29 protein-coding genes and 1 tRNA gene are annotated in these 26,641 nt (G+C 43.4%); 18 read left to right on the forward strand and 12 right to left on the reverse strand.

What is annotated here, in order from left to right; all coding sequences use genetic code 11:
• Positions 1 to 32: 32 nt before the first annotated feature.
• A complete protein-coding gene (gene murA / locus SOI82_RS09260; protein WP_320667128.1) occupies positions 33 to 1,325 on the reverse strand; it encodes a UDP-N-acetylglucosamine 1-carboxyvinyltransferase in 1,293 nt (430 codons plus the stop codon).
• A 148-nt stretch (positions 1,326 to 1,473) separates the two neighbouring features.
• Here murA and SOI82_RS09265 point away from each other — a divergent pair.
• The 6 genes from SOI82_RS09265 (at position 1,474) to SOI82_RS09290 (ending at position 5,867) form a co-directional block, all read left to right on the forward strand.
• Positions 1,474 to 1,557, forward strand: a tRNA-Leu gene (locus tag SOI82_RS09265).
• 37 nt (positions 1,558 to 1,594) lie between these two features.
• On the forward strand, positions 1,595 to 1,843 hold the full coding sequence (locus SOI82_RS09270; RefSeq protein WP_320667129.1) for a hypothetical protein: 249 nt from the start codon (positions 1,595 to 1,597) through the stop codon (positions 1,841 to 1,843).
• Positions 1,844 to 1,873: 30 nt separating this feature from the next.
• Entirely contained in the window at positions 1,874 to 2,716 is an 843-nt protein-coding gene (locus SOI82_RS09275; protein ID WP_320667130.1) for an RNA methyltransferase, read from the forward strand.
• Entirely contained in the window at positions 2,713 to 4,152 is a 1,440-nt protein-coding gene (locus tag SOI82_RS09280; RefSeq protein WP_320667131.1) for a dihydrolipoyl dehydrogenase, read from the forward strand. The genes SOI82_RS09275 and SOI82_RS09280 overlap by 4 nt, the downstream gene beginning before the upstream one ends.
• Before the next feature lie 79 nt (positions 4,153 to 4,231).
• Positions 4,232 to 5,116 carry an indole-3-glycerol phosphate synthase TrpC gene (trpC, locus tag SOI82_RS09285; protein ID WP_320667132.1) on the forward strand — a complete coding sequence of 295 codons (885 nt, stop codon included), beginning with the start codon at positions 4,232 to 4,234 and terminating at the stop codon, positions 5,114 to 5,116.
• A gap of 76 nt (positions 5,117 to 5,192) precedes the next feature.
• On the forward strand, positions 5,193 to 5,867 hold the full coding sequence (locus SOI82_RS09290; RefSeq protein WP_320667133.1) for a hydantoin utilization protein A: 675 nt from the start codon (positions 5,193 to 5,195) through the stop codon (positions 5,865 to 5,867).
• Between the two features lie 10 nt (positions 5,868 to 5,877).
• On the opposite strand, the gene sodX is transcribed toward SOI82_RS09290, so the two are convergent.
• The 3 genes from sodX to SOI82_RS09305 form a co-directional block, all read right to left on the reverse strand.
• Positions 5,878 to 6,255 carry a nickel-type superoxide dismutase maturation protease gene (sodX, locus tag SOI82_RS09295; protein WP_320667134.1) on the reverse strand — a complete coding sequence of 126 codons (378 nt, stop codon included), beginning with the start codon at positions 6,253 to 6,255 and terminating at the stop codon, positions 5,878 to 5,880.
• A complete protein-coding gene (gene sodN, locus SOI82_RS09300) occupies positions 6,227 to 6,700 on the reverse strand; it encodes a superoxide dismutase, Ni (protein ID WP_320667135.1) in 474 nt (157 codons plus the stop codon). The genes sodX and sodN overlap by 29 nt, the downstream gene beginning before the upstream one ends.
• Before the next feature lie 82 nt (positions 6,701 to 6,782).
• Positions 6,783 to 7,388 carry an FKBP-type peptidyl-prolyl cis-trans isomerase gene (locus SOI82_RS09305; protein WP_320667136.1) on the reverse strand — a complete coding sequence of 202 codons (606 nt, stop codon included), beginning with the start codon at positions 7,386 to 7,388 and terminating at the stop codon, positions 6,783 to 6,785.
• Between the two features lie 123 nt (positions 7,389 to 7,511).
• Here SOI82_RS09305 and SOI82_RS09310 point away from each other — a divergent pair, with 123 nt between their 5' ends.
• Positions 7,512 to 9,002: an apolipoprotein N-acyltransferase gene (locus SOI82_RS09310; protein WP_320667137.1), complete on the forward strand. Its 1,491-nt coding sequence runs from the start codon at positions 7,512 to 7,514 to the stop codon at positions 9,000 to 9,002.
• Positions 9,003 to 9,013: 11 nt separating this feature from the next.
• Here SOI82_RS09310 and mnmA read toward each other — a convergent pair whose 3' ends face one another.
• On the reverse strand, positions 9,014 to 10,201 hold the full coding sequence (gene mnmA, locus SOI82_RS09315) for a tRNA 2-thiouridine(34) synthase MnmA (RefSeq protein ID WP_320668412.1): 1,188 nt from the start codon (positions 10,199 to 10,201) through the stop codon (positions 9,014 to 9,016).
• Between the two features lie 80 nt (positions 10,202 to 10,281).
• On the opposite strand from mnmA, the gene SOI82_RS09320 reads away from it, so the two are divergent.
• Positions 10,282 to 11,865, forward strand: a complete 1,584-nt coding sequence (locus SOI82_RS09320) for an NAD(P)H-hydrate dehydratase (RefSeq protein ID WP_320667138.1) — start codon at positions 10,282 to 10,284, stop codon at positions 11,863 to 11,865.
• Between the two features lie 120 nt (positions 11,866 to 11,985).
• A complete protein-coding gene (locus SOI82_RS09325; RefSeq protein WP_320667139.1) occupies positions 11,986 to 12,927 on the forward strand; it encodes an RpoD/SigA family RNA polymerase sigma factor in 942 nt (313 codons plus the stop codon).
• Positions 12,928 to 12,970: 43 nt separating this feature from the next.
• Here the strand turns inward: SOI82_RS09325 and pdhA are convergent, their stop codons facing one another.
• Positions 12,971 to 14,065 (reverse strand): pyruvate dehydrogenase (acetyl-transferring) E1 component subunit alpha, encoded by a 1,095-nt coding sequence (gene pdhA / locus SOI82_RS09330; RefSeq protein ID WP_320667140.1) that lies wholly within the window; start codon positions 14,063 to 14,065, stop codon positions 12,971 to 12,973.
• Positions 14,066 to 14,148: 83 nt separating this feature from the next.
• On the opposite strand from pdhA, the gene SOI82_RS09335 reads away from it, so the two are divergent.
• The 5 genes from SOI82_RS09335 (at position 14,149) to SOI82_RS09355 (ending at position 19,922) form a co-directional block, all read left to right on the forward strand.
• Positions 14,149 to 16,176, forward strand: coding sequence for an IMS domain-containing protein (locus SOI82_RS09335; protein WP_320667141.1), 2,028 nt, complete (start codon positions 14,149 to 14,151; stop codon positions 16,174 to 16,176).
• A gap of 65 nt (positions 16,177 to 16,241) precedes the next feature.
• Complete coding sequence (ffh, locus tag SOI82_RS09340; RefSeq protein WP_320667142.1) at positions 16,242 to 17,690, forward strand: signal recognition particle protein; 1,449 nt, start codon at positions 16,242 to 16,244, stop codon at positions 17,688 to 17,690.
• Between the two features lie 77 nt (positions 17,691 to 17,767).
• A complete protein-coding gene (gene rpsP, locus SOI82_RS09345) occupies positions 17,768 to 18,127 on the forward strand; it encodes a 30S ribosomal protein S16 (protein ID WP_320667143.1) in 360 nt (119 codons plus the stop codon).
• Between the two features lie 8 nt (positions 18,128 to 18,135).
• Entirely contained in the window at positions 18,136 to 19,107 is a 972-nt protein-coding gene (locus SOI82_RS09350) for a PhoH family protein (protein ID WP_320667144.1), read from the forward strand.
• A gap of 77 nt (positions 19,108 to 19,184) precedes the next feature.
• Complete coding sequence (locus SOI82_RS09355) at positions 19,185 to 19,922, forward strand: Bax inhibitor-1 family protein (RefSeq protein ID WP_320668413.1); 738 nt, start codon at positions 19,185 to 19,187, stop codon at positions 19,920 to 19,922.
• A gap of 68 nt (positions 19,923 to 19,990) precedes the next feature.
• On the opposite strand, the gene SOI82_RS09360 is transcribed toward SOI82_RS09355, so the two are convergent.
• Complete coding sequence (locus SOI82_RS09360) at positions 19,991 to 20,512, reverse strand: hypothetical protein (protein ID WP_320667145.1); 522 nt, start codon at positions 20,510 to 20,512, stop codon at positions 19,991 to 19,993.
• A 52-nt stretch (positions 20,513 to 20,564) separates the two neighbouring features.
• Here SOI82_RS09360 and era point away from each other — a divergent pair, with 52 nt between their 5' ends.
• Genes era through larB form a run of 4 tightly spaced genes read left to right on the forward strand, consistent with a single transcriptional unit; the run spans position 20,565 to position 23,864 of the window.
• Positions 20,565 to 21,509 (forward strand): GTPase Era, encoded by a 945-nt coding sequence (gene era / locus SOI82_RS09365; RefSeq protein ID WP_320667146.1) that lies wholly within the window; start codon positions 20,565 to 20,567, stop codon positions 21,507 to 21,509.
• Between the two features lie 2 nt (positions 21,510 to 21,511).
• Complete coding sequence (gene trmD, locus SOI82_RS09370) at positions 21,512 to 22,735, forward strand: tRNA (guanosine(37)-N1)-methyltransferase TrmD (RefSeq protein ID WP_320667147.1); 1,224 nt, start codon at positions 21,512 to 21,514, stop codon at positions 22,733 to 22,735.
• Positions 22,732 to 23,187 (forward strand): TIGR03792 family protein, encoded by a 456-nt coding sequence (locus tag SOI82_RS09375; RefSeq protein ID WP_320667148.1) that lies wholly within the window; start codon positions 22,732 to 22,734, stop codon positions 23,185 to 23,187. Before trmD ends, SOI82_RS09375 begins: the two co-directional genes overlap by 4 nt.
• Positions 23,184 to 23,864 (forward strand): nickel pincer cofactor biosynthesis protein LarB, encoded by a 681-nt coding sequence (larB, locus tag SOI82_RS09380; RefSeq protein WP_320667149.1) that lies wholly within the window; start codon positions 23,184 to 23,186, stop codon positions 23,862 to 23,864. Before SOI82_RS09375 ends, larB begins: the two co-directional genes overlap by 4 nt.
• Position 23,865: 1 nt before the next feature.
• Here the strand turns inward: larB and SOI82_RS09385 are convergent, their stop codons facing one another.
• From SOI82_RS09385 to SOI82_RS09405, 5 genes are all read right to left on the reverse strand, one after another.
• Entirely contained in the window at positions 23,866 to 24,033 is a 168-nt protein-coding gene (locus tag SOI82_RS09385; RefSeq protein ID WP_320667150.1) for a hypothetical protein, read from the reverse strand.
• A gap of 66 nt (positions 24,034 to 24,099) precedes the next feature.
• Complete coding sequence (locus SOI82_RS09390; RefSeq protein ID WP_320667151.1) at positions 24,100 to 24,267, reverse strand: hypothetical protein; 168 nt, start codon at positions 24,265 to 24,267, stop codon at positions 24,100 to 24,102.
• Between the two features lie 120 nt (positions 24,268 to 24,387).
• The gene (locus SOI82_RS09395; RefSeq protein ID WP_414153533.1) at positions 24,388 to 25,356 is read right to left on the reverse strand and encodes a DUF1517 domain-containing protein; all 969 of its coding nucleotides are present in this window, start codon (positions 25,354 to 25,356) and stop codon (positions 24,388 to 24,390) included.
• Between the two features lie 25 nt (positions 25,357 to 25,381).
• The gene (gene thiS, locus SOI82_RS09400; protein ID WP_320667152.1) at positions 25,382 to 25,594 is read right to left on the reverse strand and encodes a sulfur carrier protein ThiS; all 213 of its coding nucleotides are present in this window, start codon (positions 25,592 to 25,594) and stop codon (positions 25,382 to 25,384) included.
• Positions 25,591 to 26,628, reverse strand: coding sequence for a thiamine phosphate synthase (locus SOI82_RS09405; RefSeq protein ID WP_320667153.1), 1,038 nt, complete (start codon positions 26,626 to 26,628; stop codon positions 25,591 to 25,593). Before SOI82_RS09405 ends, thiS begins: the two co-directional genes overlap by 4 nt.
• Between the last annotated feature and the right edge of the window lie 13 nt (positions 26,629 to 26,641).

The raw sequence follows: 26,641 nt of genomic DNA on the forward strand, positions 1-26,641 counted from the left end.
TAATTGAGTGTATGACAGGGGAAGCGTTTGTGCTAATGCCTAATTATATGAGCACCAGCACTATTTAGTTTTTCTTCTAATGACGCATAACCTCGATCGAGATGATTTAGTCCTTCTACTTGGCTATTCCCTCTTGCTGAAAGGCTTGCAAGCACCATTGCTGCCGTTGAGCGTAAATCCCCTCCATGAACAGGAGCAGCACTCAATTGTGGAACACCCTCAATAACTGCTGTATTGCCTTGGACTCGTATAGATGCTCCCATTCGCTGCAATTCAGCGACATGTTTCATACGGTTCTCATAGATTTTTTCTGTAATTACACTTGTTCCTTTGGCTGTTGTCATTAATGCCATGAACGGTGCCTGCAAATCTGTTGGGAATCCTGGGAATGGTTGCGTTGTTATATCTATCCCTTTAATTTCGCCTGGGTTAATGTGAATGCTTTCTTTATTGATTTCGAGGGTACATCCACAATCTCTTAGTTTTTGAAGTAGTGAATTTAAGTGTTCGGGGATAACTGGCGCAACACTTAAATTAGAGCGAGTAATGGCAGCTGCAATAAGAAATGTTCCTGCTTCAATTCGGTCAGGAATCACCTTGTAATCACATCCATGTAAGTGTTTGACCCCTTCAATTGTTATTTTTGGCCCACCAGCCCCACTTATTTTTGCCCCCATTGAATTTAGTAATTTCGAGAGATCTTGAACTTCTGGCTCTTGGGCAGCGTTCTCAATGCTGCTATGTCCTTCTGCGAGAACAGCTGCCATAAGAATTGTCTCGGTCGCACCGACGCTTGGGCAATCCAATACAATTTCCGCTCCCTTTAAGCGTTTCTGAGTACCTGGCACTGAAGCGGTGACCACACCATGCTCAACGTTTATAAATGCACCCAAAGCTTTGAGGCCTCTTATATGTTCTAAAACAGGTCTTGCTCCTATTTCACAACCGCCTGGTAGGGGGATTTTAGCTTGACCAAGCCTAGCTAAAAGTGGACCTATACAGAAAAAGCTTGCTCTAAGTCCATGAACTAGTTCGTAAGGCAGCTCTACATGATGAAGCTCTGAGGCGTCTATATGCATTTCATCTTTCCACTGCTTTAACTTGACTCCCATCGTTAAGAGAATGTTCCCCATGACATCAATGTCAGTAAGTTCTGGAACATTTTGTAGCTGCAGCTTTTCTTCAGTGAGAAGTGATGCTGCCATAAGCACTAGAGCTGAATTCTTCGCACCACTGACTTTTAATTCTCCGGATAAAATGCAATCACCTTGAACCTCTAAATGCGGCGTGGAAATTTTGCTTGAGATTGAAGCCGCAATGGGCATGCCCTATCACTTTTTAAATCTATTTCCATATTGACAACTCTAAATAGCGCCGTCCAGATGGCCGTTATGAAAAGTGGGTGGCTTTTGCTTGCGTTGTTGAAGGAAGGAGGCAATTGATGACTTATGTTCCTAGCTGCGACAAGACCGTGCGGATGTGGCGGAATTGGTAGACGCGCTAGTTTCAGGTACTAGTGGCAGCAATGTCGTGGGAGTTCAAGTCTCCCCATCCGCATTATCTTTAGGGTATGAAAATATTCCATTTCTGACTAATGATTTTATTGAAGATTTCTAATTCGTCTGAATTAGTTGCAGCCAAATTAGGGGGTTTGGTTGAGCGAATGACGCCGGACTTTATTGATGACTCTACTGTTGAGGACATGGTAATAAAAAGAATGCTTGAGACCCTTGCTCAAGAAGGCATAAAGGGTGAGATTTCATCAATAAAGGGTATTGAAGTAGAAAAGCAGCAGTTGGTTTTAAATGAGAGTTTCAAGGTGCGCAATCATCAGAATTTTTGAGGGGGGGAGGTAACAATTAGAACTTCTCCCTTGCCATTAATCTCTAGTCGTCGTAATCCACTTGTTCGTCGATTAAAAGCTCTCGCTTCTAAGGAAGGACGAGAAAAGTTTTCTTTGTTGTTGCTTGAGGGGACCCATCTTTTAGAAGAAGCATTAAAGACTTCTTTTTTTCCTGGTGAGATTATTGCTACTAGCTCTTGGTTGAAAGATCATTTAGAGCTTTTGAAGCTTATTCCAAAGAATGTCCTTTTTCATGAAGTAACGCGCTCAGTACTTGAGGCCGCTTTGACAACTAAAAATCCTGATGGTGTTGCAGCTCTGTTCCCTTTAGAAGCAATTCCTAAGCCTCCTAAGGATCTTGATTTTGTTTTAGCATTGGATCGATTGCAAGATCCAGGGAATTTAGGAACCTTGTTTCGCACAGCTTTAGCCGCAGAGGTACAAGTGATTTGGCTGGCGTTAGGGGCTGATCCATTGAGTCAAAAGGTATTACGCGCTTCAGCAGGCGCAACACTTCATTTGCCTTACGAAAGATCTGGAGGGGAGGAGAAGGTAGCGATCAAAGAATTTGTAGAGAAACTTGAGTTTGCAGTTATGCGTGGATATCAAGTTGTAGGTTCTTTTGTCCCTGGAGGGTCTTTGTCTGATTCAACCTGTCCTTATTGGGAGCTTGATTGGACAAAGCCAACAGTATTAGTTCTTGGCAACGAAGGTTCTGGTCTTCATCCATTGATTAAGTCTTGTTGTACTCACTCGATCACCTTGCCTCATAGCTCATTGGTTGAATCGCTAAATGTGGCATCTGCAGCAGTTCCTCTGCTGTTGGAGCGACGAAGAGCCAAAATGTCTTGTGAAATACATCAGTGCCTGTGACCGAAGCCAATTTCGACTTCGATTTGATTGTGATAGGGGCAGGTTATGGCGGCTTTGATGCTGCTAAACATGCTGCTGAAAATGGACTCCAGGTGGCGATTGTTGAATCGCGTGAGATGGGAGGGACCTGTGTGAACAGAGGGTGTGTGCCCTCTAAGGCTTTATTAGCGGCAAGCGGCAAAGTTAGGGAGTTGGCTGATTCGCAACATTTGTCTGGGTTTGGCATTCACGCTGCGCCTGTTCGATTTGAGAGGCAAAAAATTGCCGATCATGCAAATAATTTGGTCTCAGCTATTCGAAACAATTTAACTAAAACACTAGAGCGATCAGGGGTTACTATTCTGCGTGGGCAAGGAAGGTTGGAAGGTAATCAATGTGTTGGGCTAAGAGAAATTAGTGGGGTTGATCGGGTTTTTACTACCAAAGATGTAATCCTTGCAACTGGTTCTGACCCATTTGTGCCCCCTGGAATTGAAATTGATGGAAGAACAGTTTTTACAAGTGATGAGGCCATTAGCCTTGAATGGCTGCCTCGCTGGATAGCCATTATTGGGAGTGGTTATATAGGTCTTGAATTCGCAGATATATATACAGCTTTGGGCTGTGAGGTCACGATGATCGAGGCCCTTGATCGGATTATGCCTACTTTTGATCCTGACCTAACAAAATTAGCGTCACGTCAATTGATTGACGGGCGAGATATTGATGCACGTGCTGGCTTATTAGCCAGCAAAGTAACGCCTGGTTGCCCAGTACTTATTGAATTGTCAGATGTCAAAACGCGTGAGTTTGTTCAAGAGTTACAAGTAGATGCAGTATTGGTGGCGACAGGAAGGGTCCCAACTTCCTCTGGATTGAATTTGAGTTCAGTTGGTGTAGAGCTCAATAGAGGTTATGTCCCTATTGACGACGGAATGCGGGTGTTAAAGAAAGGGGAACCAATCCCTAACCTTTGGGCCGTTGGAGATGTCACGGGTAAGCTGATGTTGGCTCACACTGCTGCTGCTCAAGGAACAGTTGCTGTGGACAACATTCTCGGGAATAGTCGAATTATCGACTATCGCAGCATCCCTGCTGCTACTTTTACGCACCCAGAGATAAGTTCAGTTGGTTGTTCTGAGGTAGAGGCAAAAGAACTTGCCTCTAAAGAAGATTTTGAGTTAGGAATTGTTCGCAGTTATTTCAAGGGGAATTCAAAGGCTTTGGCTGAGATTGAAAGTGATGGCCTGATGAAGTTGCTTTTTCGAAAAGATACTGGAGAAGTTCTTGGTGCACACATATATGGCTTGCATGCTGCTGATTTGATTCAGGAAGTGGCTAACGCCGTTGCAAGACGGCAAAACGTGGTTGCGTTGTCTCGAGAAGTACATACTCATCCCACTCTTAGTGAGGTCGTTGAGGTCGCATATAAACAAGCGGCGAAGCAATTAAATTAAATTTTGGTTCTTAAGTGAATGGGGTGTCTAAACCTTTGCTCCAACTTTTCTTTAGAGATTATCTTTAATTTTTAACCCTATGGAAATTCGTCGCCGCCCTCCTAATCCAAGTATTAAAGTTGCGAATTTGGAATATGCAATTCCACATTCAGAAGGTAAACCACGCAATATTTTAGAAAAGATTGTTTGGGAAAAGGACCGAGAAGTAAATATCGCCCGTCAGCGGGTTCCTTTGGAAAAACTTAAAGCACAAATTGCTGATTTTCCTCAACCTAGGAATTTTTTAGATGCTTTGTGTACAGCAAATACTTTGCCTGCAGTTATTGCTGAAGTTAAAAAAGCTAGCCCGAGTAAAGGCATAATCCGAGAAGATTTTGATCCAGTTGCTATAGCTAAGGCCTATCAAGAAGGTGGTGCTAATTGTCTGTCAGTTTTGACAGATAAGACGTTTTTTCAAGGTGGCTTTGAGGTTCTTGTTGAGGTAAGGAAAACAGTTGATCTACCAATTTTGTGCAAAGACTTTATTTTGATGCCATATCAGCTATATCAAGCAAGGGCTGCAGGTGCTGATGCAGTCCTTTTGATTGCCGCAATTCTTTCTGACCAGGATTTAACTTATTTGAGCAAGGTCTCTGCCTCATTAGGCCTAACAGTTCTTGTTGAAGTGCATGACTCTGTTGAGCTTGAAAGAGTTCTCAGCATTGGCTCATTCCCTTTGATTGGAATTAATAATCGTGATTTGACAACTTTTGAGACTAATCTTTCGACAACTGAAATACTCTATAAAAAGTTTGAAAAGCGATTAATAAAACAAGGCTCTCTTGTAGTTAGCGAATCTGGCTTTTTTAAGCATGAAGATTTAAAAATGGTCCTGAAAGTTGGAGCTAAGGCTGTTTTGGTCGGAGAGTCTTTAATGCGTCAAGCTGATATACGTAAAGCTTTAAGGGAGTTAATTGGACTTTGAGCATGCAAGTTTTACTCAGTAGGCTCTATCCTTTTTTTACGCGGGCAGGCAAAATCAACTTGACAATTTATTTCTCATGCTGATCAGCATCGTTACAGGCATTGCTGCGGGAGCCTTACATGTGGTTGGTGGTGTTGACCATTTGGTTGCCTTGGCTCCTGTGGCATTACGTAGTCCCCGAATAGCGCTTCGTAATGGTTTGGCATGGGGGCTTGGGCATTCTGCTGGAGTCATGCTCCTTTCAATGATTGCGATTTTGGTCAAGGATTTGGCTCATATTGAACGTATGTCTTCATGGGCGGAATTTAGTGTCGGGATAGCGTTGCTAGTTGTCGGGTTATTAGCTATAAGGACTGCTTTAGGGCTCAATATTCATACTCATAATCATGTTCATAATCATTCAAATGGTTATGAACATGACCATTTGCACTTGCATTTTCGTGGACGACAAAAACATAATCGACACCCTCACGCTGTTACAAGCTTGGGCGTTTTGCATGGTTTGGCAGGGGCTAGCCATTTGCTAGCGGTTATTCCTGCTTTGGCATTGCCACCACTTGGTGCAGCTGCTTATATGGTGGCCTATTTGATTGGTTCGGTGGCCACTATGGGGGCTTTCTTAGTGGCTATTTCTTTGACGACTATGAGGGCTGGACGTAAAGCTTTCCCTTTCATAGTCGGTAGTGCAGGAGGTCTTTCAGTTTTAACAGGAATTTTTTGGCTTCAGAAAACTTCAAGTCTAATTATTTGACAAATAATTTTCAAATAATTTGCTCAACAATACCACAGAGAAAATTGTAATTAACCAGTCCAAATTTACGACTATCAATACTATTATTTTCGTTGTCGCCCCGTAATTCAAGACCTAAAGAGGTTTTCTTGTGGACCCTTTTTATTATTATGCTTTCTAGATCTAGAGGGTCTTGTGTTATAACTATGCACCCTTCCTTAAGGGAAGCGTCTAGTGAATTTATTGGGCGATATATAACAATGTCACCCTCTTGAAGTGTTGGGAGCATGGAGTCGCCAACCACATGGCAATGTCCCCAACGACGTGTAATCAAGAGGAAAAGTGTCCTTAAGCTTACTGTTTGGAAAAGTAATTTCCTATCAGCTTGCTTTGACCCAGGCGTCAGCACGACCTTTTGATTTCCAAAACATGTGATGAATTTTCTCAACTGCCTGTATTAGCTCTTCAGCTTTTTCGATATCTATGTTGACTTTGCAAGCACTGCAAAGCTTTGCAGCTTTCCAGAAAGTGTCGTGAAGATCTGGGTAGGAGGCTAAATGCTCTGGCTTGAAATAATCGGTCCAAAGAATTAAAAGCTCCTTCTTGGTTTCTTTTGCTTGATCTTCTTTGATGGCTACATATCGGGAGAATGTGTTGTTATAGCTTGCCCAAGCAACTGGGTCGTTTCCTGATGGAGGCTCCATTGCTAGAAGCTTCTTTGTCATAGATACGACTGCTTCCGCTGCTACTCGAGAAGATGCGGGATCATAAACACCACATGGTCCATCACAATGAGCCTTCACCATTCGAGTTGGTAGGCGATGGAAGATTGCTGAAAGTGCCGAGCGCAACATCTGGCAGTAAATAAAAGCCTATATATCAGCCTACTTGGCTGATTGAATAATTGCGCAATATTCTATTTGGATTGATTTACGTTTATTTCACATCTAGAAGCTCTACTTCAAATATCAAGGTCGCATTAGGAGGTATAACCCCTCCGGCACCTCGGCTTCCATAGCCCAGCTCAGGTGGAATAACCAACTTTCTTTTGCCGCCTACTTTCATTCCTGCTACGCCTTCGTCCCATCCTTTAATTACTTGGCCAGCTCCAAGAGGGAACTTGAAAGGTCCTCTTCCATAGCTACTGTCAAACTCTTCACCATTTTCAAGCATTCCTCTGTAGTTAACGGTGACTTTTTGTCCAGGCGTGGCTTCAGCCCCATCTCCTATATCAAGGTCGGTAATGCTGAGGCCAGTTGCTGTTAGTCGAGGAGCAACTGTTTCAAGGGGTCCCCCAAGAAGTGAACTATTAGGGTTTGGATTTTCTTTTGCCATTGCAAATAGGGTGGGGTTGGGATCTTCTGGGTCAAGTTCAAAAATGTTGCTGCCTACAACCTGGCTTACTTCTGCATTCCTGAAACCAGCTTGGCTTGTTGAATCAAAGTTTCTTGCCTCCACTGATGAGGGCGCAATGATTTGGCTGGCTATAGCTACCATCACACAAGTGAGGAAGACAGAAAAACTAATTAGGATTTCACGCACGTGGTTTAGCTATCAATTAGAAAATTATTCTTACAGGATATTCCTCTTTCTCAAGTTTTTTTCGAATTTTTTGTATCTAAAACTCTCTGCAAAATTCCGGGAAATTGGAAAATTTAGTCAGTTATGAGCATATTTTTGCGCAGTGAAAAACTCTTTCTATTTATATGCGCAGGATTAGGAGGCCTTCTCTCTGGATTGGCCCTGATCTATGGGTGGGTCTTTTTTATGTGGCTAGGGATTGCTCTTTTGTGGCTAGCAAGTGTGGATGTTTTTGCAGGTTTTCTTTGGGGATTTGTAGTTGTATTAATTAGCCATAGCTGGCTTTTGGCGTTACATCCTCTCAATTGGATAGGTGTTCCTACCCCATTGAGTTTGCCTATAGCAATAGCAATTTGGATGTTTTGTGGTGGCTTTGGTGGGTTCCTTGTTGGCCTTTGGTCTTGGTTGGCAAATACGTCGCTTCTACTTGGTTTGAGAAATGGTGCTTTTTTGGGAAAATTGATATTTGCTCTTTTTTTGTCTTCTGTCTGGGGTTTAGCAGAAGTCGTTCTGGCGCATTATCCGTTGTTTTGGATAGGTGTTGGTGGGAGTGTTTTGCCTGCCGATAGATTCCTTGCTGGATTAGCTAAATGGATAGGTGCGGGAGGTTTAGCAACAGTTCAATTATTAATTGGCTTTTGGTTGTGGCAAACGGCTTTTGCTTTTGGTCGAGGAATTAGATGGAGAAAACCATTCTTTTTGGGATTGTGTCTTGTGATTTTTGCTCATCTAATTGGTTCCAGTTTATTGAGTAAAAATTATTCTCCAGAATCTATTTCTCTTGCTCTTTGGCAGCCTGATATCCCAATTCGTACAAGATTTTCTTATGAAAAGCAAAATAGTCTTCCTCAAGAAATCCAAGAGGCTCTTCAAAAGGCTAAGGATCTATCGGCTTCCTTTCTAGTTGCTCCTGAAGGGATGCTAAATGCTAACCAGGAGCTCCTCTCTCCTGCCCCTATTCCATTCCTTGCCGGTGGGTTTCGTTGGGTAAAAGGAGAACAGAGAAGTGCTTTATTAGTGTTTGATAAAGGAGAAACTACATATAGCTCAGCACTAGACAAATATCGTTTGGTTCCACTTGGAGAACGTGTTCCTAATTTTTCTCAATTTCCTAAAAGTGGCCTTTCGGCTGTAGGAGGTCTTGAACCTGGAACTTATTCAAGACTTTTGTCTTGGTCTGGCCCTCCATTGGCTGGGGCAATATGCTATGAGCTGAGTGATGGACATGCATTAGCCGAAGCTGTTAAAGGTGGTGCTCAATGGATACTTGCCATAGCAAATCTTGATCCATATCCAATTTCTTTACAGCGACAGTTTGTTGCGCTCTCTCAGCTAAGAAGTATTGAAACTGAGAGGAATTTAATTAGCGTCGCTAATACCGGTCCGTCGATATCGGTTTTAGCTTCAGGGGAAGTGCAATCAGTAATTCCTCCATTTCGAGAGGGGACTGAATTAGCTGAAATCACTTTGAATAGAGATTTGACTGGATATGCTCGCTGGCAGGAAGCACCATTAATAGCTCTGTTCCTAATTAGTTTGTTTGGAATATCCCTTATTTGGCTTTGGGGTAAGTAACAATTTTGTTTTTAGCTTTCAGGCTGAATTATGCCTCCACCTAAAACAATCTCTCCTGAATAGAAAACGGCTGCTTGACCTGGTGCTATTGAAAATTGCTCTTCATCGAAGCAAATTTGACAGCGATGAGGACGTTGCTTCTCAGTATCTTTATTTGTTGGCTTTATAGGTATAAGTTCAGCGAATACAGGCTGGCTTCTATATCTGACTTGAACTTCTACTTTTATCGCTTCTTGGGGCGGGTCTATGGAAATCCAATTCACTTCACCAACAATACAGCTGAAACAGCCAGCCTGAGCCCTTGGTGCTACCACTACCTGATTTGATTCACTTTCTATTTTGATGACGTGCAGTGGCTCTCTCCAGGAGACACCCAGTCCTTTTCTTTGTCCAATAGTGAAATGTTCAATACCATCATGAACACCGACTTCTGTTCCATCTATTAGAACAATCTTCCCTGGCCTAGATGGTAGGTAGGTATCTAAAAAGGCTTTCATTGAGCCATGGTGTTCTGCTAAGCAAAGATCTTGACTCTCAGCTTTCTTGGCAGTTCTAAGGCCAAGTCTATTGGCTTCTTTACGTGTATCTAATTTGGTTAGCTCCCCTAAAGGAAAAACGATTTTGCTTAGGACTTCTTGTGATAGATCATAAAGAAAATAACTTTGATCTTTATTTAGATCTAAGCCTCTTAAAAGTAAGGTTCTTTCTGGTGAATTTTTTTTGATTAAAGAAGACTCAAAAGGTGGTTTCCCAAAACGAATTCGCGCGTAATGCCCAGTTGCTATGCGTTGGATATTTCGATTTTCTTGAGCCCACTTGAGCATTGGCCCAAACTTCACAGAGCGGTTGCATCTAGAACAAGGTATTGGCGTAATTCCTTCTTGATATCCCTTTACCAGTCCGTCGATGATTTCTGCTCGGAAGGTTGCCCTTGAATCCATTACATGATGAGGGATTTCTAATTGTTCGCATACTCCTGCTGCATCTACGAGACCATCAGAACAACATGATCCTTTCCCACTCATTAACCATAGAGTTAGCCCTTCCACTTGCCATCCTGCTTCTACTAAAAAAGCGGCCGTTAGAGAGCTATCAACTCCGCCAGAGAGCCCCACAACTATTTGGTGCTCTCCGTGCCATTGCTTTAAACGAAAAAGAGCTTTTTCTCCAGCTTTTGTGGCTGGTCCAGTGGACTTCATTTCATTAAAGATTGGGAATCTGGATGGCATAGGCATTAAGTCAATGATCTCTCCATAGTGGGTTCATATGCGGAACTTATGTGACTTGGCCAAAAACAGATGCTGACCATTTGCTGGTTACAGCACCGCAGATGGCAAATTTAGAGAGTGAGATGTTTGCCAGTGGGCTTCCTGTAGCAGCATTGATGGAGAAAGTTGGCCAGGCTATGGCAGCCTGGCTTATTAGTCATTCTGGCTTAATTGATTCTGGTGTGGTTGTTCTGGTTGGGCCAGGACATAATGGTGGAGATGGATTAGTGGTGGCTAGAGAGCTTTATCTGGCTGGTGTAAAGGTAGAGATTTGGTGCCCATTGAATGTAAATAAAACACTAACTGCTCAGCATCTTTCTCATGCAAATTGGCTTGGTATTAGGCAATTAAAACAAACTCCAAATACTTCTGATAAATCTTTGTGGATTGATGCCCTGTTTGGGCTTTCTCAATCTCGCCCTCTTCCTCAACCGATTGTTGAATTGTTTAATAAAAGACACTTGGCTATGCCTGGAAGGATGGTGAGTTTGGATGTACCTTCTGGCATTTGTCCTGACAGTGGCGAACCATTTGCAGGGGGCGCTGCTTTTGCCTCTTTTACTTTGACAGTGGGCTTAATTAAGCAGGGCCTTGTTCAAGATTTAGCTCTGCCATATGTAGGCCGTTTAGTACGAATTGAACTTGGATTGCAAACACATGTTTTGCATGAATTGCCTAAGCCTTTGCGATTGTGCATTAAACCTTCAGATCTGATGAGTGTTAGTTGGCCTCAACCTGATCGACTTGCAAGCAAATATCAACGTGGACGGGTATTAGTTATTGCTGGTAGTGATCAATATCGAGGTGCAGCATTGTTGGCCTTAAAGGGAGTGATGGCAACTGGTGTTGGAAGTATCCAGGCGGCAATTCCTAAGAAAGTTGCTGACTCTTTGTGGCAAGTGTTGCCTGAGGTTGTAGTAGCTGGTGTCCTTCAGAGTCCATCCAAAGGAGCACTTTTATGTGATTTTTTAGCGGCTCAAGATCTTGGGCGATTTGATGCAGTTTTACTTGGCCCTGGATTAGGAGCAAGTGACGAGCACTGGAGAGAGGTGATCGATAGTTTTCAAGATTTTGATGGACTGATTGTTTTAGATGCCGATGGATTGAATCGGTTAGCTTCCTTTGAGGGCAGGTGGGAATGGATTCAGAGGCGTAATGGTGTGACTTGGCTTACTCCTCATCTTTCTGAATTCCAGAGACTATTTCCTGATATTGAAACATCATCACTTCTTGATGCGGCGTGTGCGGCTGCACAACTTAGTGGGGCAGGAGTATTACTAAAGGCAGCGAATAGTGTCATTGCGGATCCTCTTGGAATGGCATGGCAATTAGTTGATACAGCGCCATATGTGGCAAGAACTGGATTGGGTGATCTATTGGCTGGTTTTGTTACAGGGGCAGGGGCTCTTTCCATTGCATCACCTAATGGGATTTCTTGTGAGGTGCTTGCAATGTCTGCTTTCGTGCATGCTCAAATGGCACGTGAATCAAAGAAAGGAAGTTCCGCTAGTGCAGTACTTGCATCTCTTGAAGAGTGGGTAAAGATTATTCAATCAAAAGACCTGGATTTGGATATTCTTCCTTCTTCCAAATGACATCGTTATGTTGGCAAATGTGTAGTTTTGGAAACAAGAATCTGAAGGGTTCTTGAAACCCAGCCCAGTTTTCGAATATTCGTACGAAAGTTGTCCGCAAAGTGATACGGGTTAGAAAAAATGGTTTCATCAGTGCAAAAAACAGCTGACTCACAAAAACGTCGTAGTAGTGATCCCATTAGTTGGTATCTATCGACGATTGGAAGGATTCCTTTGTTAACCCCAGCTGAGGAAATTGAGTTGGGGAATCAGGTACAGGCCATGATGAATTTGACAGAAGATTGCCTAATAAATAATGAGACGAAAGAATTTACTTCTCGTGAACGTCGTGTGATTCGTATTGGGCGACGTGCCAAGGAGCGCATGATGAAGGCAAACCTTCGATTAGTAGTTAGTGTCGCAAAAAAATATCAAGGTAAAGGTTTAGAACTCTTAGACCTTGTCCAGGAAGGATCTCTGGGCCTAGAGCGAGCTGTGGAAAAATTCGACCCCACTCGTGGATATAAATTTTCTACCTATGCATTTTGGTGGATACGTCAAAGCATGACTCGTGCAATTGCCTGTCAATCGCGCACAATTCGATTACCTGTTCATTTAAGTGAAAGACTTACCACTATTAGGAAAGTAAGCCTTGATCTGGCTCATAAATTAGGAGCAATGCCTAGTCGTGCTGAAATTGCTGAAGCAATGGAAATCCCGCTAGAAGAACTTGACTCCTTGTTAAGACAAGCTTTAACAACAAGCAGTCTGGATGCTCCAGTCAATGGTGACGAGGGAAGAAGTTTTTTGGGTGACCTTATTGCGGACTCTACTCATGAAGAACCTTTGGATAAGGTAGAGCAACGTATTCATCAGGAGCAGCTTGGACGTTGGTTGACTCATCTCAGCGAGCAAGAGCAGCATGTTCTCAAGCTTCGTTTTGGATTAGAAGGGAATGAAAGACATACACTGGCTGAGATTGGACGACTTTTAGCAGTTTCAAGAGAACGAGTAAGACAAGTTGAACTAAAAGCACTTAGAAAGTTGAGAAACCTGACTAGAAAGCTTCCAAGTGGTATTTAAATAAACTTTTAATTAGATATAATTCAGGTGAATAAATTCAATATTAATTTTCTTCAGCCCAAATATATTTAGTTAAGTCTTGTGGGTTTGGATCAGGAGAATTAAGAGCAAAATCGACTGAATCACTTACTTCCGCGTCCACTTCTTTTTCGATAGCTCGAAGTTCATTACTTTTCGCTAATTCATTAACCTCTAGCTCTTTTTCTAGTTTTTTTAGAGGATCTCTTCTTGCCCAAAACTCTTTTTCTTCCTTTGCACGTAGTTCATCAGGATCAGCTAGTGAATGGCCACGAAAGCGATAAGTGAGACATTCCAGAAGGGTAGGCCCCTCGCCTGATCTAGCTCGTTCTAATGCACGTTGCGTTGCTCCTCGCACGGCCATTACATCCATGCCATTGACTTCTTCTCCTTTCATTCCAAATGCATCAGCTTTCCTCCAGATCTCTGGATCACTGGTTGCTCGATCATGGGCCATTCCAATAGCCCATTTGTTGTTTTCCACTACAAAGATGATTGGTAGTTTCCAAAGTTGAGCCATGTTTAAACATTCATAGAATTGACCGTTATTGCAAGTTCCATCGCCAAAAAACGCTGCGGTTACGGAATCACTATTTGTTTCTTTTAGAGCATCTCGTTTATATCGACTAGTGAATGCTGCACCAAGAGCGACAGGAATTCCTTCTCCAATGAATGCGTAGCCCCCTAACAAGTGATGTTCTTTTGAGAAGAGATGCATTGATCCACCACGTCCTTTGCTACAGCCAGTTTCTTTGCCAAATAGTTCACTCATGACTTCTCTCGCAGGCACCCCTGCACTTAAGGCGTGTACATGATCTCGATAGGTGCTGCAAAACCAATCATGTTTTTTTTTCATGGCACCAATAACACCCGAACTAATTGCTTCTTGACCGTTATAAAGATGAACAAAACCAAACATTTTGCCTCGGTAGTACATCTCTGCACATTTGTCTTCAAACCGTCTGCCAAGCGTCATGTCCCGGAAGAGTTGCAGACCCACTTCACGGTCTAATTTTGCTGGTGAAGAATTAATTAGATTGCTTAAGCGCTCTGCGTGTGCTTCTGCCCCTAAAGGACTATTAATTGTTTGATCTGAGGTGGTTGCAGTTGCTTGGCTCATGCCAATTGGCCATCACTATTTGTACGACTGTAAGGGCCTGTGGATGAAAAATGGGCAAAACCCCTTCTCATGCCTAGAGTTTGATGCCAATTGCTGCGCAGCGAGTGGAATTGCCGATTGACCATTTCCGCTTATTAGGAGTTAGTCCCTCTGCTCAAGCTGAGGCAGTGCTTCGCTCCTTCCAATTGCGCTTGGATCGATCCCCTGATCAGGGCTTTACTCATGAAGTGTTGCTACAAAGAGCTGAACTTTTGCGACTTTCAGCTGATCTCCTTACAGATGGATCACTTCGTGAAGGTTATGAAGCGGCCTTATTGGGGGGAGCCTCAGGTCTGGAATTTTCTTCAAATAGAGAAGTTGCGGGATTGATTTTGCTTTGGGAGGCAGGCTCCTCGGTTGAGGCTTTTAATCTTGCTCGAAAGGCTTTACAGCCTCCTCAGGCTCCTGCTCTGGGCAGCGGCAGAGAAGCTGACCTTACTTTGGTAGCAGCTTTGTCTTGTCAAGCTGCGGCTCTTCAGGAGCAAGAACAACGGCATTACCAATCATCAGCTGAGATTTTGCAAGAAGGGATTCAGTTGTTGCAGAGGATGGGAAAACTCCCAGAACATAGAAAAACCCTGGAAAAGGATCTCGAAGCTTTACTCCCATATCGGATTCTTGATTTGGTGAGTAGAGATCTTGGTGACCAAGAGTTTCACCAGGAAGGTTTGCAATTGCTTGATGGCTTTGTTCGTCAAAGGGGAGGAATAGAGGGGAGCTCCTCCTCTATTGCTAGTGAGGGTCTACAACAATCTGATTTTGTATTGTTTTTTCAGCAGATTCGTAAGTTTCTTACAGCCCAAGAACAACTAGATCTGTTTATTAGGTGGCAAAAAAGAGGCTCAGCTGAGGCAGGATTCCTAGGGGTTATGGCTTTAGTTGCAGTTGGCTTTTCTCAAAGAAAACCTGAACGGTTGCAACAAGCCCGAAAGTATTTGAAAAGTCTTGACTTGCCTGGACTAGATAAATTCCCATTAATTGGTTGCATGGATCTATTGTTAGCCGATGTAAGTGAAGCAGAAGAGAGGTTTAGAAATAGTTCAGATGAGGGTCTTAAAAGTTGGTTAGAGAGCTATCCAGGCGAAACACTCGCTGCTCTTTGTGATTATTGTCGGGATTGGTTGCGAAGTGATGTTCTTCCTGGATATCGAGATGTAGAAGCTGAGCCGGTTGACCTTGAAGCCTGGTTTGCAGATAGAGATGTACAGGCCTATGTGGAAAGTATTGAAAGGAAAGGTGCTTTGGGCCTTGCTAAGTCCAGTTTTTCTTTTCTGTCTTCTTTATCTGGAGAAAAGGTACAAACTGATCCAACTGAAAAGGAGATCGATGTAAATACTGATTTGCCTATGCCTGGTGGATTGCCTGACTACGACGAGGAGTCAGCAAAACTTTCTGGCACTAAAAGACGAAGATTATTCAAAAGTCAATTAAAGAACCTTTCAGCTAGTTTAAAGCTATTAGAGAAAAATCCTATTAGAGCTTTCTTTTCTAATAGTCGGTCAGCTTGTATTGGAGCCTCTTTAGCGGTTGCTTTGATTGCTATAGGAACATCTTTGAAGTTGTTTAATTTACGCACTATCCCTTCAACAGAAACTAGTGAGAACAAGCAACTATTATTAAAAGATTCAAATGAATTAACATCAAATTTAAACTCTTCATTAAAGGAACCAGAGATAGAACCTTTAACTATCAAAGAACCTAGCTCAAAAGAGGTTCAGGCTCTTATTGAAGTCTGGTTGTCTGGTAAGGCTCGCGTTCTTTCAGGCTCTAGTAGCAAGAGTTTGCCCATTGTTGCGCGTAAGTCACTTGTGGAGAGAGTTCAACTTGAAAGGGATAAAGATGAAGCGAAAGAAGAGAGCCAAATTATTAATGCAACTATTACTTCGTTTAAGTTGGTGTCCCAGACACCTAAGAGAATTGAGGCAAAAGTAAATCTTTCCTATACCGATCAAAGGATTAAATCTTCTGGTGAAATAGTTTCTGAAACAACCATTCCATCCTTAAACGTTACCTATATTCTGGGCCGGGAAAAAGAACTCTGGCAGTTGGTGGCTTACTTAAGTGGGAATTAGATTTGAATCCTTTCCCAAAATCACAGTTTTTTTTACAATCAATTTACTTCACCTGATTTTTTTAGATGTTTGATGAGCTTTCAGCCCGCTTTGAAGATGCTATTAAAGGGCTTAGAGGTGAAAATCAAATTAGTGAGAACAATGTAGATACAGCCCTTAAGCAAGTGCGTCGAGCATTATTAGATGCCGATGTCAGTCTTCCTGTCGTTAAAGAGTTTGTTGAAGAAGTAAGGCAGAAGGCCATAGGCGCTGAAGTTGTGCGAGGCGTCAATCCTGGACAGAAGTTCATACAAGTTGTTCATGAACAGCTTGTCGATGTTATGGGTGGCGCAAATGCGCCTTTGGCCAAAGTTAAAGATGAGCCGACGGTAGTTCTTATGGCTGGATTGCAAGGAGCAGGAAAAACTACTGCTACAGCGAAATTAGGTCTTCATCTTAAAGAACAAGGTCGTAGTGCATTGATGGTCGCAGCTGATGTATATAGACCAGCAGCAATAGAGCAATTGCATACTCTCGGGGCTCAAATTGGGGTAGAGGTTTTCAGTCTTGGTGCTGATTTAAAACCTGAACAGATTGCCGCTGAAGGTCTTGCTAGGGCTCGAGAGGAAGGGATTGACACTTTGTTAGTTGACACCGCTGGAAGGCTTCAAATTGATAACGACATGATGGATGAGATGGTTCGAATTCGCTCTGCAGTCGAACCAAGCGAAGTCCTTCTTGTGGTTGATTCCATGATTGGTCAAGAAGCGGCTGACTTGACAAGGGCTTTTCACGAAAAGGTTGGCATTACTGGAGCTGTTTTGACAAAGCTTGATGGGGATTCAAGGGGTGGCGCGGCTCTCTCGATCAGAAAAGTCAGTGGGCAACCCATCAAGTTCATCGGTACTGGGGAAAAGGTCGAGGCATTGCAACCTTTTCATCCAGAAAGAATGGCAAGTCGCATTCTTGGGATGGGAGATGTATTGACTTTGGTTGAGAAAGCACAGAAAGAGGTTGAGATCGCTGATGCAGAGCTCATGCAGAAAAAGCTGCAAGAGGCGACCTTTGACTTCTCAGACTTTCTTAAGCAGATGCGTCTGATTAAGCGTATGGGCTCTTTAGGGGGGCTCATGAAGATGATTCCTGGAATGAACAAGATTGATGATGGGATGCTCAAAAGTGGAGAGGATCAGCTCAAAAAGGTTGAGGCAATGATTGGTTCAATGACTCCTGTTGAGCGCACTCAACCTGAGTTGTTAGCTGCTCAACCCTCTCGTCGTAGGCGCCTTGCTGTTGGGAGTGGTCACAGTGCGGCTGAAGTGGACAAGGTTTTGGCCGACTTTCAGAGAATGCGTGGGTTAATGAAACAGATGTCCAGTGGTGGAGGGATGCCTGGGATGCCTGGGATGCCTGGGATGCCTGGGATGCCTGGCTTGGGAAGTAATCCTGCTCAAAGTAAGGGAGGACGTAATGTTGGAGGCTCCCCGCGACGCTCGCGCCCACTCAGAAAAAAGAAGGGTTTTGGTGATCTTTGACCCTTAGCAGGCTAATCTGTGCGTTTGGTGAGAGTTAAATCCGCCAATTCAATCAACTTACAAAAAGTTAAGCAAAGATGATCAAGCTCCGCCTAAAGCGGTTCGGTAAGAAGCGGGAAGCGAGTTTCCGTTTGGTGGTATGTAATAGCACCTCTCGCCGAGACGGACGTCCACTTCAAGAATTAGGTTTTTATAACCCTCGGACTAAAGAAACAAGGCTTGATACAGAGGCGTTGAGATTGCGACTTAGCCAAGGAGCTCAACCAACAGATGCTGTGCGTTCTCTTTTGGAGAAAGGCGGACTTTTAGAAAAAAAGGTTCGTCAAGCAGAAATAATCGGGAAGGCAAAGCAAGAAGAGGCTAGGAAATTGGCAGTTAAAAATGCTGCCAAAGATAAGCAGCAAGCTGCAGAATCAAATGAAGTTAAAGACTCCTGATTAAGAATATGGCCGAAGCTTCCTCTGTTGGTTGCTTCGTGGTTGATCTTCCTGACTCAAACTCAGCCATAGCGCTGTCTGGGTTGGGGCAAAAAACATTACACCGTTTAGAAGCTCTAACTGGGGCATCTCTAGCTTTGAGGGGCCTACGGCTTGAGATAAGAGGTCGTTCAGCTCAGGTAGAAAGGGCAACGGCTTTGGTTGAACTAATGCGTCCTTTGTGGACAGAAGGTCAGGCTGTCTCACAAGTTGACTTACAGGCTGCAATGACTTCTTTAGACACGGGGCGTGGTGCTGCTCATGCAGAATTAAGTGATTTAGTTCTCGCGAGGAGTCAGAGAGGAAATCTCTTAAGGCCTAGAACTTTGCGCCAAAAGGTTTATGTAGAAGCTATGGAGCGTCATGATCTGACTTTTGCTATCGGCCCGGCTGGTACAGGTAAAACTTTTCTAGCAACTGTTCTTGCCGTTCGAATGCTTAGTGCGAGAAAAATAGAGAGAATTATCCTTACCAGGCCTGCAGTTGAGGCGGGAGAAAGACTTGGATTCCTTCCTGGTGATCTACAACAGAAGGTTGACCCTTATTTGCGTCCACTTTATGACGCTCTTCATTCATTACTTGGACCTGAGAAAACTGCATTATTGCTTGAGAAAGGGGTAATCGAAGTTGCTCCTCTTGCTTATATGCGAGGGAGAACTCTTGATGAAGCCTTTGTGATTCTTGATGAAGCTCAAAATACAACTTCTGCCCAGATGCGTATGGTGCTTACTCGGTTGGGAGAGAGATCAAGAATGGTAGTTACTGGAGATGTCACGCAGGTTGATCTCCCTTCAGGTCAGCTGAGTGGTTTAGTTGAGGCGGCTGACTTACTTGAAAAGATTGAAGGGGTATCTGTATGTCGCCTGACTTCTGCCGATGTTGTACGTCATTCACTTGTTCAGCGTGTGGTAGATGCTTATACCAGGAAGGAAAAGCGTTAGGGAGATCCGCCCAGTGAATTTAAGCAATTTTATTTTTTTTCTGTCAAAGTAGTTTCTGTTAAGTGACCTGGTTAGTTATGCCAGCAAGTAGTAATTTTCAGCAGGCTATCCGTGAGGCGCAATCAAGTGCTCTGGTAGGCCCCAACGTCGTAAACAAAGCACTTCCCTATGTAGGGGGTGGAATGTTACTTACCGCTGGGGGGGTAATTGGAGGCTTGTCACTTCAAGTCACGAACCCTGCATTGTTTCAACCTCTCTTTATAGCTGCCTTTATAGGCGAGCTGATTTTGTTCTTTATGGCCTCAAGCGCGGCCAACAATGCAAACAACAGCAAAGCACTGCCTTTGCTGACGGCTTTTAGCCTCCTAACTGGTTTTACCCTTAGTGGCATTGTTGGGCTTGCTATTGCGACGGCTGGAATGGGCTCTATTGGCACGGCCGTATTTGCAACTGGAATTACTTTCGTGATTGCCTCGGTTGTAGGTCGTCGAATGAGTGACAGTGTTGGCCAAGCTCTTAGTGGAGTGGTTGGCTTGGGTTTGATGGGACTGATCATTGCCATGTTGGTTCAGATCATTGGTGGCCTTTTTGTCCCAGGGATGTTTGGTGGCAGTAGTTTTGAATTGATGATCGCAGGTTTCGGCACTGTTCTTTTTGTTGGCATGTCTTTTGTCGACTTTTATACGATGCCTCGCCGGTATAACGATGATCAGTACCTTGCTGGTGCTCTTGGAATGTATCTCACCTATATAAACCTCTTTGTGTTTATATTGCGTTTGATTATTGCTCTTCAAGGTGGTGGCCGTAGAGATTGATTTCTCAAAGATTTAACTTTTCTTTTTAGATTTTTTTCAATAGGGGGGCAGATGATGCCCCCCTATTTTTATTGCTCTGCCACTTCATAAACACTTGAAGCTATAGCTAGTTTTTGCTCATTGTCATACCCCCATTTTTCAAGGAATGCAACATCATCTCCCTTCCCATGATTTGTTGCATTGAGAAGAGTTTCAAGTCGACTTTTAACCTTTTTTGGGTCAAGTAGGCGCAATAGATCGAGAGACCTTGCAGTCACTCGTTCAGAACAAGATTGCCTCAGAAAATCTTCTTGACGCTGATGATGTAGCGCCATTGCTGTACTCATTGCCAAATTGCGAACAGTGAGATCTACAATTATTTCTCCTGCGATCCTTAGTTGGAGAACTAGAGATTCAGGTAAGCGATCCATGAGGGGACAATCACTAGCGAGGCAAATAACCAAAAATCCTCTTGCGCCATCACGACTGGCTAAAAGTTCAGCAACCTTGTCTGCAAGGACTTCATCACTTAGTTCGCCTTCTTCCCATGCCTTAGAGCAAAGAAGGCTTAGGTCCATGGCTTCTTCAAAAGTAGGTTCTTTTTTTTGCATGGCTTTTCGACGCATTTAGCGTCAGGCTATGGGGAAACATTCCAGATAGGAAATGTCTTTGTTAGAGACCACTCCAAAGAATTTTCGAGCGGGATTTGTAGCTTTAATTGGAAGGCCCAATGTTGGGAAATCAACATTGGTTAATCAGCTTGTCGGTGAGAAGGTTGCAATTACTTCACCTGTAGCTCAGACCACTCGTAATCGACTTCGAGCAATCCTGACGACTCCTAGAGCACAGTTAATAATGGTAGATACTCCAGGCATTCATAAACCACACCATTTACTTGGGGAAAGATTGGTTAAGAGTGCCAAGGTGACAATTGGGGAGGTTGATGTGGTGTTGCTTCTGTTAGAAGCTTGTCACCCTCCAGGGAGAGGAGACGCTTTCATCATTAAATTGTTGCGTCAGCAAAAAATCCCTGTTTTAGTCGCTCTGAATAAGTCTGATTTGGTTCCATCTGAAGATTATTTTGAAAGGGAGCAGTTATATAAGAATTTGCTTGCAGACTCTCCCTGGCCGCTTCATCGTTGTTGCGCAACAAGTGGAGAAGGTTGCAATGAGTTGATAAAAGTCTTGGTAGATCATTTACCGTTAGGACCACAACTTTATCCTTCTCATATGGTTTCTGATCAACCTGAGAGGGTCCTTTTAGCAGAGTTGATTCGAGAGCAAGTTTTGCTCCAAACAAGAGAAGAGGTCCCACATAGTGTTGCCGTAATACTTGATCGATTAGAGGAGATTCCAGCTAATAAGAGTAAGAAAAACAATCAAGGGCATACAGCTATTTTGGCCACGATTCTAGTGGAACGTAAAAGTCAAAAAGGAATACTTATTGGTAAAGGAGGTTCAATGTTGAAGAGTATTGGTCAGGAAGCGCGGCTACAAATGCAAACATTGATTAATGGCTCTGTTTATCTAGAACTGTTTGTGAAGGTGGCGCCTGATTGGCGTTGCAAACCAGCCAGATTGGCTGAATTGGGGTATGAGGTTGATTGAGAATGTCTACTTTTCGTTTCGATGTGATCAGTCTATGTCCGAAAGCCTTCGAGACATTAGATGAGTTAGGCGTAATTAGTAGAGCATTTTCTTCAAACATAGCTGAGTTGGAGATTCATAACCCTCGTGATTTCACTATTGATCGCTACAGAAAAGTTGATGATGAGCCTTATGGTGGCGGGGTAGGCATGGTGTTGAAACCAGAACCTGTCTTCGCGGCGTATAAATCAATTCCCCTCAATCGGAAGAGGAGGGTTTTAATGATGTCTCCTCAAGGGAAGCCTCTTGAACAGAATGATCTACAACGTTGGTCAGCAGATTACGACCAGTTGATAATTCTTTGCGGACATTACGAAGGTTTTGATGAAAGGATAAGGACACTTGCTGACGAAGAAGTCTCAACAGGTGATTTTGTGCTTACTGGTGGGGAGTTGCCTGCCATGGTTGTGGTTAATGGTGTAGTGCGATTGCTCCCAGGAACCCTAGGTACTGAGGAATCTTTGTTGGAAGAGAGCCATACTGATTTATTACTTGAACACCCTCAATACACCAGACCAGCAAACTTTCAGGGTATGGAAGTTCCATATGTTTTGAGGAGTGGAGATCATGGAGCTATTTCAACTTGGAGAGAAAAACAGCGTCAATTAAGAACCAAACAACGTCGTCCAGACCTTTACGTGCGATGGCTTGTTAAGCAACAATTGTCACAGTCGACAATTGATGAACTTCTTGGTGATTCTGTGAACAACCGGATTGGCAATGGTTATGACATTCATCGATTAGTTCCTGAAAGGGCACTAATTCTTGGAGGAGTTAAGCTTGATCACCCTGATGGCTTGGGCCTCGAAGGTCATAGTGATGCAGATGTTCTAGCTCATGCCGTTACAGATGCTTTGCTTGGGGCTCTTGCTTTAGGTGATATTGGCAAATACTTCCCACCTGAGGACCCTGAATGGGAAGGGGCTGATAGTTTGTTATTGCTTGAAAAGGTTGTAGCCCTAGTTAGGGACCATGGATGGCAGATTGTGAATGTTGATGCAGTTATCGTTGCTGAACGTCCAAAGCTGAAGCCTTATATAGATCTTATGAGACAAAATTTGGCTGAGAGATTAGGTGTTGCATTGCAATCAGTTGGAATTAAGGCAACTACTAATGAGAGACTTGGTCCGGAAGGCCGTGAAGAGGGTATTAGTAGTCACGCAGTTGCTTTGCTAGAGAGATTATGAAAAATTATTTAATTAAAAGTATTCCACTACGGTTTGCTAAAGGTTTAGTTTTACTTCTTGGAGTCTTGATACTGAACTTTATTAACGCGCAAGAGGCCTATTCAGCAATGTCAAGTAGTTCCAGCCCATCCAATCAAATTATTATTGAGCACCTTCGACTACATGTTGATGATCAAGATAGGCAGGCTTGGTTGGATGCAGAAAGAGGAAGTTGGGAGCAATGGCTGGATAAAAAGAGAGGTTTTCTTGGTAGAAAACTTTTCTGGGACCCTTTAAGAGAAGAAGCGATTGTAATGATCACCTGGGCAAGTTACTCTCAATGGAAAGATATTCCACAAGGAGAAATAGATGCTGTTCAAGAACGTTTTGAACAGTTAGCTCGTGAGGGTACTGGCAAAGAGAGAGGTAATCCTTTCCCACTTATATATGAAGGTGAACTATTGCCACAGTGATTGAAATTCAGGCAAGGTTAGATCTTCAGCGACGGCAACGCCTTGGGATGGTGGAGGCGGTTTGGGGTGAACACAAGACATCAGCTCAGATTGTGGAAATTCTCAAGAGTCTCCAGGCCGTTAGTGAATTGGCTTTGGTGACAAGAGTTAGTGCAGAGAAGGCTAAGGAATTGCAATCAGTTTTTGAGGGGGTTGAATTTCACCCTCAAGCTAGATGTTTAACTTTGGGGCGGACTGCTGACCTGATTCCATCACTGGGAGAGGTAGTGGTTTTAAGTGGTGGTACTAGTGACATGAATGTTGCAGCAGAAGCCGAATTGGCTTTGCGCTGCCATGGGATTAAGACTGAACTTTTAATTGATGTTGGTGTCTCTGGCTTACACCGCCTTTTAGATCAGTTAGAGAGATTAAAAACAGCTAAGGTTTTAATTGCTTGTGCAGGCATGGAAGGTGCTTTGCCAACAGTACTTGCAGGTTTGGTATCTCAGCCTGTCATTGGTGTACCAGTGTCTATTGGGTATGGCGTAAGTGCTGGAGGGAAAACAGCTCTTGAAGGTATGCTTGCAAGCTGTGCCCCAGGACTTGTTGTAGTCAATATTGATAATGGTTATGGAGCTGCAATGGCTGCATTGCGAATTCTCAAAAATTTAAACAGTTCTCGGAACAAGAACTCTTGATTTAGGAGTGAGGGCTGTTTGGAAGAAGCTTTTGCTGCTCATGGCTCTTCAAATCTAGAAGCTGTTCTACCCAAAGTTTCATTGAACGAGGCAGGCGACCTTGCTCATATCTAATAATCGCTTCAAAGAGAACAGGACTATTGACCCAATGCAATTTTCTTTGACTCATACACTTCTTTTGTTTCCTCTGAAGGTGATTTATCTAAGGGCTTCGCGCAAGAGGTAAATCAGTTATTCAGTCCTGTTCGTTGCATTTGGTACTAAGCCTTGATAGTTCGTCTCCGTGATTTGTTGCTTCTACATCAAGCAAACGGCTGACAAGTTCTGAGAGGTCGCGCTGAGCTAACTCACCATTGTTTTCCCACTTCATAGCGCGTGGGCCTTGACTTGATGAAGCAGACACTTCTGAATTTCAATTAATGCATTCGAATTTAATTGTGTTGAAGCTCTGATTTTGTTCTTATTGCACGTTTTTAGCGAAAGAAATTATGAAGAATTTTCTTGGGGGGGGATTTTTAAGGTCCTAGAGGTGCTTCAAATTGGGATAAGCCGTCACTAGTTCTTCGGCGCTAAGTACATCACCTTGTCCATCCGGTTGCCAAATTACTTCTAAAGCCATTAGGTCCTTTGAAGAGATTGATCCAAGGCTTCTAAGTGCATTTCGCAGCTGTTCACTGTTGTTTGTTTCGGATAGGTTCTCTCTTCTTTTTGATGCAATTACTAGAGTTACCGCAATGTACTCATTAGTTGCATCTGCGTCGCCAGGCATGCTTGTTGAGGTGTTGTTTGCAATTATCTGACCAGAAAAGTTAGAGGTTGTTTCTTTTGATAACTTGCTTCTTTCTGTGAGTGAAAGTCGGTTGAATGTTGACTCTGCTGAATTAAAAGGTACTTGACCATTTTCTAGGTTCGCATATACCCACAGGCTGGGCTGTCTTAGAAGTGAAAGGGTGGTCTCTTGTAAGACCTGCTGTAATCCAATAGAAGTACTTGTATTGGCTGATGCCGCTAAGTCTCTAAGGTCTGATTGAAGTTCTTTGGCATTTGCTAAAAGGCCAATTTGGAGTTGAATCAGCGTCACTGGGCCCTGTGTGGGTTGTGTTAGACCTCTGGACTTTTCAATTGTTGGAGCATTTAAACCTCCTTTTATTGAATTAACTATTACTCCTGCGATAGACATCAGAATTAAGAATCCAAACAGACCACCTCCACCAAAGCCAAAGATTGGAAGGATGAATGGGAAACCCATGCCTCCTCCTCTGTAACTGCCATAACCTCCTCTGTAGCCGCCGTACCCCCCTCCTCCATAGCTGCCACTGCCGCCTCTAGGTACTGAAGGTGCGCGAAAGCTCCCCCCTCCTATGCGGCCACCACTGGCTGCATAGGAGGGGGATGGCTGGCCCAGAAGTGAAACCACCACGAAGAATGTGAAGGCTAGTCTTGCTAGACAGCGCCTAATAGTTGTTGCTTGAGGAGGAAAAAATTTGGCCAATGATGGATTGGCGATTGGATCGACTTTAGGAACCTCCGCCGACAATCGTCACAATCTCAAGAGTATCCCCATCTTCTACATTTTGTTGTTCCCATTTATCGGGAGGTAGGATTGCACCATTGAACTCAACAACTATGAGGCGAGGATGATGCCCGAGTTGTTCAATTAATTTAGATAGGGTGAGAGGATTTTTAGATGGTTCGATCGCTTTTTCCTCGCCGTTTATTGTGAGTCTCATGATATTTTTTGGATTAGCTCAAGACTCATTGAAGTTGGATTGGTTGAATTCATGATCGCCCCCGCTATTGCGATTTTCTTTGCCCCAGCGTTGAGGACTTTATCTATATTTGAGCAATTAATACCTCCAATGGCAAACCATGGGAGCTGTGTAGCCTGAGATGCCTCTTTTACATAGCTGATTCCTGAAGGCCTGAGCCTTGGTTTTGTTTGTGTGGAAAAAACTGGTCCCACCCCAAGGTAATCACACCCTTCTTGCTCAGCTTCCTGAAGTTCTTTTATGCAATGTGTGCTTCGCCCTATTAATTTCTCTTTGCCGAGGAGCCGCCGAGCTATGTCTGTTGGAATATCATTTTGTCCGAGATGTACACCATCAGCATCTACAGCCAAGGCAAGATCTAAGCGATCATTGACGATGAATAGCGCTTTATGTTTTTTGCATAAACAAGCTAACTCTCTAGCTTGAATTACTCTCTCTCGATCAGTGTCCTCCTTGGAGCGGTATTGCACCATGTCTACGCCTTGTTCAAGTGCAGAAGCAACTCTTTTAGACAGATCGGGTTGAGGAGTCGTGATTAGACAAAGTTTTGAATGCTCAAGTTTCTTGCGAAGCTTTGATGTAATAGTCGCTTTTAATATCTTTAATTCAAGTTCATAAAGGCCATATCGAATTTTGCTGGCATTGTTCGCTAAATCAGGGTCTGTTATTCGACTAAATTCTTCTAAAACTCTCAATGCTTCTTGTACACGGGAGCAGTTTGCGGCGACCACCTCTTCTGGAGAATGTCTATTCTTTTGTGCAGGATGTGTTAGTCCAATTCCTTTGTCTTGACTTGTAGCTCTAGCGTTCTTATAGATTTCATGATGATGATTGCCGAGTTGCTGCCTCCAATCTTTGAGAGTTACAACAAGGTTTTTTTGCTGAAGTCCAAATCTGCACCAGTCTTCAACAACGCGCAGTCCCTCACGAGCTCTATCGAGGTTTGCATCTATCAGCCGAGCAACACATGAATTTGTGCTTGGGACTATAGACATCCATTTCGTGTCA

It is taken from the genome of Prochlorococcus sp. MIT 1307, assembly GCF_034092395.1.
Lineage (GTDB): Bacteria > Cyanobacteriota > Cyanobacteriia > PCC-6307 > Cyanobiaceae > AG-363-K07.

Coding starts and splice junctions, on each gene's coding strand:
- murA (WP_320667128.1), bottom strand. CDS start 1,325: ATGCCCATTGCGGCTTCAATCTCAAGCAAAATTTCCACGCCGCATTTA.
- SOI82_RS09270 (WP_320667129.1), top strand. CDS start 1,595: ATGATTTTATTGAAGATTTCTAATTCGTCTGAATTAGTTGCAGCCAAA.
- trpC (WP_320667132.1), top strand. CDS start 4,232: ATGGAAATTCGTCGCCGCCCTCCTAATCCAAGTATTAAAGTTGCGAAT.
- SOI82_RS09290 (WP_320667133.1), top strand. CDS start 5,193: ATGCTGATCAGCATCGTTACAGGCATTGCTGCGGGAGCCTTACATGTG.
- sodN (WP_320667135.1), bottom strand. CDS start 6,700: ATGTTGCGCTCGGCACTTTCAGCAATCTTCCATCGCCTACCAACTCGA.
- SOI82_RS09310 (WP_320667137.1), top strand. CDS start 7,512: ATGAGCATATTTTTGCGCAGTGAAAAACTCTTTCTATTTATATGCGCA.
- mnmA (WP_320668412.1), bottom strand. CDS start 10,201: ATGAAGTCCACTGGACCAGCCACAAAAGCTGGAGAAAAAGCTCTTTTT.
- SOI82_RS09325 (WP_320667139.1), top strand. CDS start 11,986: ATGGTTTCATCAGTGCAAAAAACAGCTGACTCACAAAAACGTCGTAGT.
- pdhA (WP_320667140.1), bottom strand. CDS start 14,065: ATGAGCCAAGCAACTGCAACCACCTCAGATCAAACAATTAATAGTCCT.
- SOI82_RS09335 (WP_320667141.1), top strand. CDS start 14,149: ATGCCAATTGCTGCGCAGCGAGTGGAATTGCCGATTGACCATTTCCGC.
- ffh (WP_320667142.1), top strand. CDS start 16,242: ATGTTTGATGAGCTTTCAGCCCGCTTTGAAGATGCTATTAAAGGGCTT.
- rpsP (WP_320667143.1), top strand. CDS start 17,768: ATGATCAAGCTCCGCCTAAAGCGGTTCGGTAAGAAGCGGGAAGCGAGT.
- SOI82_RS09350 (WP_320667144.1), top strand. CDS start 18,136: ATGGCCGAAGCTTCCTCTGTTGGTTGCTTCGTGGTTGATCTTCCTGAC.
- SOI82_RS09355 (WP_320668413.1), top strand. CDS start 19,185: ATGCCAGCAAGTAGTAATTTTCAGCAGGCTATCCGTGAGGCGCAATCA.
- SOI82_RS09360 (WP_320667145.1), bottom strand. CDS start 20,512: ATGCAAAAAAAAGAACCTACTTTTGAAGAAGCCATGGACCTAAGCCTT.
- era (WP_320667146.1), top strand. CDS start 20,565: ATGTCTTTGTTAGAGACCACTCCAAAGAATTTTCGAGCGGGATTTGTA.
- trmD (WP_320667147.1), top strand. CDS start 21,512: ATGTCTACTTTTCGTTTCGATGTGATCAGTCTATGTCCGAAAGCCTTC.
- SOI82_RS09375 (WP_320667148.1), top strand. CDS start 22,732: ATGAAAAATTATTTAATTAAAAGTATTCCACTACGGTTTGCTAAAGGT.
- SOI82_RS09385 (WP_320667150.1), bottom strand. CDS start 24,033: ATGAGTCAAAGAAAATTGCATTGGGTCAATAGTCCTGTTCTCTTTGAA.
- thiS (WP_320667152.1), bottom strand. CDS start 25,594: ATGAGACTCACAATAAACGGCGAGGAAAAAGCGATCGAACCATCTAAA.
- SOI82_RS09405 (WP_320667153.1), bottom strand. CDS start 26,628: ATGTCTATAGTCCCAAGCACAAATTCATGTGTTGCTCGGCTGATAGAT.